The following is a 7,201-nucleotide window of genomic DNA, read 5'->3' as shown; positions in this document are numbered from 1 at the left end:
TCGACGAAAAGCGTGTCGACTTGACCCAACCCCTCTGGCGCGGCCAACGATCAGGCACGACTCGTGACGGGGCCCGCCGGAGCGCACGGAAAAGCTAGCTCGCCTTCGGCATCGCCCAAGCAACTCGGCTTCGCCTTCGCCCAAGCAACTCGGCTTCGCCTTCGCCCAAGCAACTCGGCTTCGCCTTCGCCCAAGCAACTCGGCTTCGCCATCGCCCAGGCAGCTCGCTTCGCCCCTGCTCCTGCCGCTGCCCCCTGCCTCGCGCTCTTGCTTCTGCCGCTGCCCCTGGGTCCTGCCTCGGCCCTGCCCCAGGCCCCCGCTCCTGCCTCGCCCCAAGGCTCCCGCTCCTGCCTTGCCTTCGGTGCAACCCTGGCTTGGGTTACCAGAGGCCTGGGGCCTCTTCCTTGCGGGCGTCTTCCCAGCGGTACTCGCGGAGGTTCACCTTGCCGTCCAGGTTCGGGACGCCCTCCTCGTGGAGGAGTTGTAGCTGGGTGTCCCTCAGGTGTGGGGCGCAGGTGCCGTCGGCTTTGAGGACGCGTTGCCAGGGGAGGTCGTGGCCGTCCTCGTTCAGGATGCGGCCCACCAGCCTTGGGGATGGGGCCTTGGCCAGGTCGGCGATGTCGCCGTAGGTGGCGACTCGTCCTCGAGGGATGGCCGCGATCAGGGAGCGGACTCGCTCGTGGATCTCTTCGTCCATGGCGCGAGTTTAGCTAGAGGGATTTTGTCCAGGTGGCTACTGCTGCGTGGTAGTCGGGGGCGTTCGGGGCGTAGTTGATGGAGTGGCCGTAGCCGTTGAGGATGAAGGTGTCGAGGGAGGGGACGTTCGGGAAGAACTGGGCCTCGTCGGCTTTCAGAGCGGCTGGGGAGGAGCAGTCGCTGCCCATCAGGGGAAGGCCGGAGCTGCAGAAGTGGGTGTCGTTGCCTACGACGATCATCACCGGGACGTTGATCTGACGCGAGATCGGGATGATTACTGTGTTGAGGAGGATGGTGTCGACCGCTTCGGTTACTGCGAATACGTCCTTTGTGGACTCGTCGTAGGAGATCGAGCCTGGGACCAGCGGGCCTGGTTTGTGGAACGAGTTGTAGCGGGTGTTGGGCATGGTGGTGAGGTAGCCGAGGTCCAGGCCTGACGGGATCATGTTGGCCAGGACGGGGACTACCGTCACGTAGTTCATCTTGTGCGTGAAGCCGGTTACTAGCACGCCGTCCACGTCTTGCCAGGTGCCTGCTTCGATCATGGCCATGGCTGAGCCGATTGAGTGGCCCGCGACGATGACCTTGGAGAAGCGGGGTTTCAGGGTTGAGATGACCTGGTGGACCGCGCTGGCTTGGGTTGAGGCGGTTACGAAGGCGCTCAGGGGTTTGGAGCTTTGGCCGGTGCCCAGGCGGTCCAGGGCGAGGGTGGCTGTGCCGGTGGCGTTTTGGGCTCGGGTGAACGAGTGGGTGGCCGGGTCGAAGCCCACGTCCCAGTAGGTGCGGTCGTAGGTGCCGCCTGGGATGAGGACTTGGATCGTGGTGGCGCCTGCTGGGATGCAGAGTCTGCCTGCCATGGTTTCCAAGGAGGTCACCAGCGGTGTGAGACCTATGCGGACCTGGTAGGTGACGTCTTGGCACGGTGGGACTACTGCGCTGGCTGGGGGTGGGGCGAGCAGGGTCGTGGCTAGCAGGGCCGCGGCGCACAGGCTGCGGAGACGCATGAGGGGACCTTTCAGACGCGAGGGGTGGCCTTCATCAGGAGGCCGTTGGGGTACGGGGCGGACGTGAACTTCACGCGGGCCTCGCGGGTTGGGGTCAGGCGCCATCGGGACGCGATGGTGGCCAGGGTGAGGACGATTTCGGTGTGGGCGAAGGTGTTGCCCAGGCACTGGCGGTTGCCGCCGCCGAACGGGACGTAGGCGCCTCGCGGTAGGCCCGCGGTGAAGGACGGTGTCCAGCGGTCGGGGTTAAAGCGTTGGGGTTCGGGGAAATAACGCTCGTCGTGGTGCAGGGCGTGGGGGCTGATGATCACCTCGGCGCCCGGTGGGAGGGTGGCCTCGCCCAGGTCGACTTCGGTTAGGGTGCGGCGCATCACGAACCAGATCGGGTACTGGCGCAGGGTTTCCTGCACGATCTGTCCTGTGTAGACGAGCTGGTCGAGGTCGGCGTAGGTGGGTGGGCGCGAGCCGAGGACCGTGTCGAGCTCGGCGTGCAGGCGGGCTTCGATCGACGGGTTGCTGCCTACTTCGTGGAGGGACCAGGCCAGGGCGATGGCGGTGGTTTCGATGCCCGCGGTGAGGAGGGTGAGGACCTCGTCGTAGGTCTGCTGGTCGGTCATGCCGGCGAGCAGGAGCGTCGAGAGGACGTCGCCGTGGTCGGTGCCGTCCGCGCGCCAGGCTTCGATCACTTGCAGGACAACGGCTTTCATGCGGGCTATGGCCGTGTCGAACGCGCGGTTGCCCGGGAGTGGGAGCTTTTCGACGAAAGAAGGGGAGAGGGCTCTGATCATGCCCTGCTGGATGACGGTGAAGATGGACCGGCGGACCTCCTCGACCGCGCGGGCGCCGATCTCCGTCGAGAAGAGCGTCTCGCCGACGATGGTGACCGCGAGCTCCTGCATGTCGTTCTCGATGGTGCGGATCTCGCCTGGTTGCCAGCGCGCAGCCAGCGAAGAAGCAGCACGAGCCATCGTCGAGGCATAGGATTCGATCCGTTCCCGATGGAACGCCGGCTGCATCAGCCGGCGTTGACGCAGGTGGAACTCTCCGTTCGACAGCAGCAGACCCGTGCCCAGGTAGGGCTGGAACTTGTCGAACATCGCGCCCTTGCGGAACTTCGAGCCTTGGGAGACAAGGACTTCGTGCGTCAGGGCGGGGGAGGTGACGAAATAGGCGTGCAGCGGGCCGAGGTCCAGGCGCACGACGTCGCCGTGCTCGTGCAGCGCGTCGGTGAACTTGGCGCGCTGGGTGAGCATCGCCGGGGTGTGCCCGAGTAACGGCCAGCGGCGCGGTGCCACCGGGACGGGCATCGGAGTACTCCTGGGGAGTGGGCCGGATGAGGACGGACCACACTAGGAGCCGTTTGGAGGAAGACGACAGTGCCTGATCGGGTGGTTCCGAGTCACTCTGATGGTTCAGCGCTTTGCGCGCTCGGGTGACTAGGCTCGTGCGTCTTCCCCGAACCTGCCCCGAACCGAAGAGGTGTTCACCGTGGCAGAGATCCAGAACTGGGTGCCGCAAGGCATCGACACGAACGTGCCCAGCATGGCCCGCGTCTACGACTACATCCTCGGCGGCGCGCACAACTTCGCCGCGGACAGGCAGGTCGGCTCCCAGATCGAGAAGCTCGTGCCGGGGCTGCCCAGCGTCGCCCGGCTCAACCGGCGGTTCCTCGGCCGCGCGGTGAACTTCCTGATGGACCAGGGGATTCGCCAGTTCCTCGACATCGGTTCGGGCATCCCGACGGTCGCGAACGTGCACGAGGTCGCGCAGGACCGCGACCCGGCCGCGCGAATCGTGTACGTCGACAAAGACCCGGTAGCAGTCGCGCACAGCGGATTGTTGTTGTCTGACAACGAAAATGCTGCAATCGTCCAGGCCGACATGCGCGATCCCGAGGCCGTGCTGTCGAGTCCCGAGGTGAAAAGCCTGCTGCGCATGGAAGAACCCGTCGGCCTGTTGATGCTGCTCATGCTGCACTGGGTGCCGGACGAGGACGACCCGCAGAAGCTCGTCGCCACGTACCGCGACGCGCTGCCCGCCGGGAGCTTCGTCGTGATGACGCACGTCGCCAAAGACCAGATCGACGAGAACGTCGACCAGGCGGCCGCCGTGGTGAACCGCAGCAAGAGCGCGGACCAGATGCACATGCGGACACATGCGCAGGTCAGCGCGTTGTTCGACGGGTTCGAGCTGGTCGAGCCGGGGCTGGTCGGATGTGGTGAGTGGCGCCCGGACGGACCTGGTGACATCGCCGACGAGGCGTCCATGAACATGTTTCTCTACGCCGGGGTGGGTCGTAAGGACTGAAACCACCCTGTAGTGTCGGAGCTTCACTCTGTCGGCGCAGTGGGCGTCGACTCCGGGTAGGTAGACTGCCGGACACTCTTCAACCCATACAGGGCAACGGGAATGACGAAACCGAACCGAAGACCCGATGCCGCTCCATCTTCGGACACCGCCGCCGTCCGTGCGCGAGAAGCCTTGTCGCGCAAGTGGAGCTACCTGATCAGCAGCGTCGTTGTCGTCGCGCTGAGCAGAGACGAGCTGGACGCTGAACTGGGCGCCCAGCTCGATGCGTTGTGTGCGGCGCTGCACAGCGAGCCGTTCGACCCTGCTCCGTTCGAGGAGGTGGGCGAGCGACTCGTCGCTCTCGGCTACGTCGGTGAGCCCGGCCTTCGGCGCACGGTCGACGTGCTCGGCAAAGGCTTGCTGGCACTGGAGGAGTTCCGCGCGACGGACCAGCACACGGTCCGCGTCGTCGGCGGAATCGGTGCTCTGGCATGTGGTTTCACCGCCGCCCGCGCCCGCGCGATCCTGGACCAGCAGGAGAGCATGCAGCGGTCGTTGCTCAAGGCCGCCCATGACGCGCAACGGGATCAGCGGCAGAGCGAGGCCAAGTTCGAGGGTTTCGCGTCCTCGTCGACCAACGGCGTGCTCATCGTCGGCCTCGACGGACGGCTGGCCTGGGGCAACGACGCGATCGGCGTCATCCTCAACCGCCGGCCCGAACCGGGCACGAGGCTCGTCGAGCTGATCGCGCCGACGTCGATCGTGGTGTTCCGCGAGATGATGGAACGCGTGCTCGCCGAACGCGGCGAGTTCGAGCGGGAGCCGATACAACTCGTTCGCGGTGACGGGGAATTCGCCAAGGTCACGCTGACGGCGTCACTGCTGCGCGACGATGAGGGCAAGGCCAGTCATGTACTCGTGATCGCCGACGACGACACGGAACTTGCGTTGTTGCAAGGAGAACTGCGCAGGCAGTCGCTGCACGACGTGCTCACCGGCCTGCCGAACCGCCAGTTCTTCACCAGCCACCTGGAAACCGTGCTGCGCCGCGCCGATCCCGAGTTCGGTGTGACGATCTTCCACCTCGACCTCGACGCGTTCGGCCTGGTGTGCAACAGCCTCGGCGCCCGCGTCGGCGAGAAGCTCATGCAGCACGTGGCCCGCAGGCTGCGCGCGTTGACGTCGCGCGAGCAGGCGATGGTCGCGCGGTTCGACGGCGACGAGTTCGGCATCGTCGTGGAGAACACGGCTCTCACGCCGGACATCGCGACGACGGTGGCCACCATCAACGCCGACCTCGCCGATCCGATCTACGTGGACGACCACGGCCTCGCCATCTCCGTGAGCGTCGGCGTGGTCCACCGCCCGGCGTCCGACGTGGACCCCGTCGAGCTGCTGCGGATGGCCGACCTGGCGTTGCGAAAGGCCAAGAAGGACCAACGCGGCCAGTGGGAGTTGTTCCACCACAATCAGGACACCTCGTTCCGGAGTGACGCGGCGCTGGCCGTGGTGATGCCGGGTGCGTGGGAACAGGGCGACATCGGCGTGGCCTACCAGCCGGTGCGGATGCTCGCGACCGGTGAACTGGCGGGCGTCGAAGCCGTGCTGCACTGGGATCTCACCGACCGCTGTGCCGACCTCGCCGACGAGACCGGCCTCATCCTGCCGATGGGTGAGTGGCTGATCAGGATCGCGACCGGTCAGGCGCAGTGGTGGCGGCAACGCGGCGAGCTCGACGCGCAGTTCGGCGTCCGGCTCACCCGGCACCAGTCGACCGACGCGGACCTGGTGTCCCGCGTGGCCAACGTGATCGCGGAAACCGGGATGCCGCCGGAACGCCTGACGCTGTCGATGCCCGTCCGCGTGCTCCCCGTGTCCGACGCGGCGGACAACCTGCGCACGTTGGCGGACATGGGAATCCGGATCGCGCTCGACGACTTCGGCCTCGGCCCGCGCGACCTGGTGTGGCTCTCGGAGCTGCCGATCGTCTCCGTGCTGATCCCGAAGGACCTGGTGCGGCGGCAGGATCTTCGCTCGGCCGCGCTGATCCCGGCCGTGCACGACCTGGGTGTGAACCTCTGCGTCGACGGCATCGAGACTGAAGACCAAGCGGAGTGGTGGACGAAAGCGGGCGCCGACCTCGCGATCGGCGCCCACTTCGGCTCACCCCTGGACTCGGGTGAGTTCCTCGAGACCCTCTAGATGCTGCGCTGCCACGCGATAACGGCGTCGTGGTAGCGCCGTGCCTCGTCGGCAGAGAAGTTGAAGCAGTGCCCGTAGCCGTTGACGAGCAGGCCTTCCAGTCGCGGAACCTGTCCGTAGAACGGCCTTTCGGAGTTGACCAGCGCCGCGGCGGACGAGCAGTCGGCGGCGAGTGGCGGGATGCCGCAGAAGTAGTCGTTGGGCGACTGCGCGGTCAGCAACGGCACGTCGATCGTCGCGCTCGCGGGCAGCACGATGTTGGACATCAGGATGGCGGTCACCGCCTCACCGGCCGACGCGACGTCCTTTGTGGACTCGTCCCACGCCTCCACGGCGGCGTTGTTCGGGCCGGGCGCGTGGAACATGTTGTAGCGCGTGCCCGGCCTGGTGGTCAGGTAGCCGACGTCGAGACCGCGTGCGCCCAGCACCGGGTCGATCGCGGCGGGGATCAGGTTGGTCATGGCGGGCACGGCCCTGACGTAGTCCCACATGTGCGTCATGCCGGTGACCAGCACGCCGTCGACGTCGTGGTAACGGCCGGCCTCGACCATGGCGATGGCCGAGCCGATGGAGTGGCCGCCGATCAGCACCTTGGAGAACTGCGGCCGCAGGTTCTGCACGACCTGGTGCACCGCCTCGGCCTGGTTCGGTACGTCGACCAGGATGCTGAGCGGTTTGGTGCTCCTGCCGGTGCCGATCCGGTCGACCGTCATGGTGGCGATGCCGGCGTCGTTGACCGCGCGCACGACCGAGCGGGAGCCGTTCTCGACCGGGATGTCCCAGTACCCGCCGGTGTACGTGCCGCCGGGCACGAGCACCTGGACCGTGGTGGCCCCCTGCGGGACGCACAGCTTGCCGTACATGACCTGGCGGATGAGCCCGAACTGAACCGGTGTGTACACGTCCTGGCAGGGGGTCTCGGCCGCGTTCGCCTGCGCGGGAACCGACACGGACGCAGCGAGCAGCACGGCGGCACAGAGCCGACGGAGACGCATGGGAGAACAACCTTC

At 66.7% G+C, this 7,201-nt stretch carries 6 protein-coding genes; 2 read left to right on the top strand and 4 right to left on the bottom strand.

The genetic code is table 11. The features are described from left to right. Nucleotides 1–379: 379 nt before the first annotated feature. From AB0M24_RS46210 to AB0M24_RS46200, 3 genes are all read right to left on the bottom strand, one after another. Complete coding sequence (locus AB0M24_RS46210) at nt 380–697, bottom strand: MGMT family protein (protein ID WP_363781308.1); 318 nt, start codon at nt 695–697, stop codon at nt 380–382. Between the two features lie 13 nt (nt 698–710). Continuing rightward, nucleotides 711–1,553, bottom strand: coding sequence for an alpha/beta hydrolase (locus tag AB0M24_RS46205; protein ID WP_363781306.1), 843 nt, complete (start codon nt 1,551–1,553; stop codon nt 711–713). A 158-nt stretch (nt 1,554–1,711) separates the two neighbouring features. Further along, entirely contained in the window at nt 1,712–3,007 is a 1,296-nt protein-coding gene (locus tag AB0M24_RS46200; RefSeq protein WP_363781304.1) for a cytochrome P450, read from the bottom strand. Between the two features lie 181 nt (nt 3,008–3,188). On the opposite strand from AB0M24_RS46200, the gene AB0M24_RS46195 reads away from it, so the two are divergent. Next, nucleotides 3,189–4,007, top strand: a complete 819-nt coding sequence (locus tag AB0M24_RS46195; protein WP_363781302.1) for an SAM-dependent methyltransferase — start codon at nt 3,189–3,191, stop codon at nt 4,005–4,007. A 102-nt stretch (nt 4,008–4,109) separates the two neighbouring features. Beyond that, a complete protein-coding gene (locus AB0M24_RS46190) occupies nt 4,110–6,191 on the top strand; it encodes an EAL domain-containing protein (protein WP_363781300.1) in 2,082 nt (693 codons plus the stop codon). Here AB0M24_RS46190 and AB0M24_RS46185 read toward each other — a convergent pair. After that, the gene (locus AB0M24_RS46185; RefSeq protein ID WP_363781298.1) at nt 6,188–7,186 is read right to left on the bottom strand and encodes an alpha/beta hydrolase; all 999 of its coding nucleotides are present in this window, start codon (nt 7,184–7,186) and stop codon (nt 6,188–6,190) included. The two genes, AB0M24_RS46190 and AB0M24_RS46185, sit on opposite strands and share 4 nt — an antisense overlap. Between the last annotated feature and the right edge of the window lie 15 nt (nt 7,187–7,201).

Origin of the sequence: Lentzea sp. NPDC051838, assembly GCF_040681245.1 — a bacterium.
Lineage (GTDB): Bacteria > Actinomycetota > Actinomycetes > Mycobacteriales > Pseudonocardiaceae > Lentzea.
This window is presented reverse-complemented; position numbering and strand designations above follow the sequence as displayed.

Coding starts and splice junctions, on each gene's coding strand:
- AB0M24_RS46205 (WP_363781306.1), bottom strand. CDS start 1,553: ATGGCAGGCAGACTCTGCATCCCAGCAGGCGCCACCACGATCCAAGTC.
- AB0M24_RS46190 (WP_363781300.1), top strand. CDS start 4,110: ATGACGAAACCGAACCGAAGACCCGATGCCGCTCCATCTTCGGACACC.
- AB0M24_RS46200 (WP_363781304.1), bottom strand. CDS start 3,007: ATGCCCGTCCCGGTGGCACCGCGCCGCTGGCCGTTACTCGGGCACACC.
- AB0M24_RS46210 (WP_363781308.1), bottom strand. CDS start 697: ATGGACGAAGAGATCCACGAGCGAGTCCGCTCCCTGATCGCGGCCATC.
- AB0M24_RS46185 (WP_363781298.1), bottom strand. CDS start 7,186: ATGCGTCTCCGTCGGCTCTGTGCCGCCGTGCTGCTCGCTGCGTCCGTG.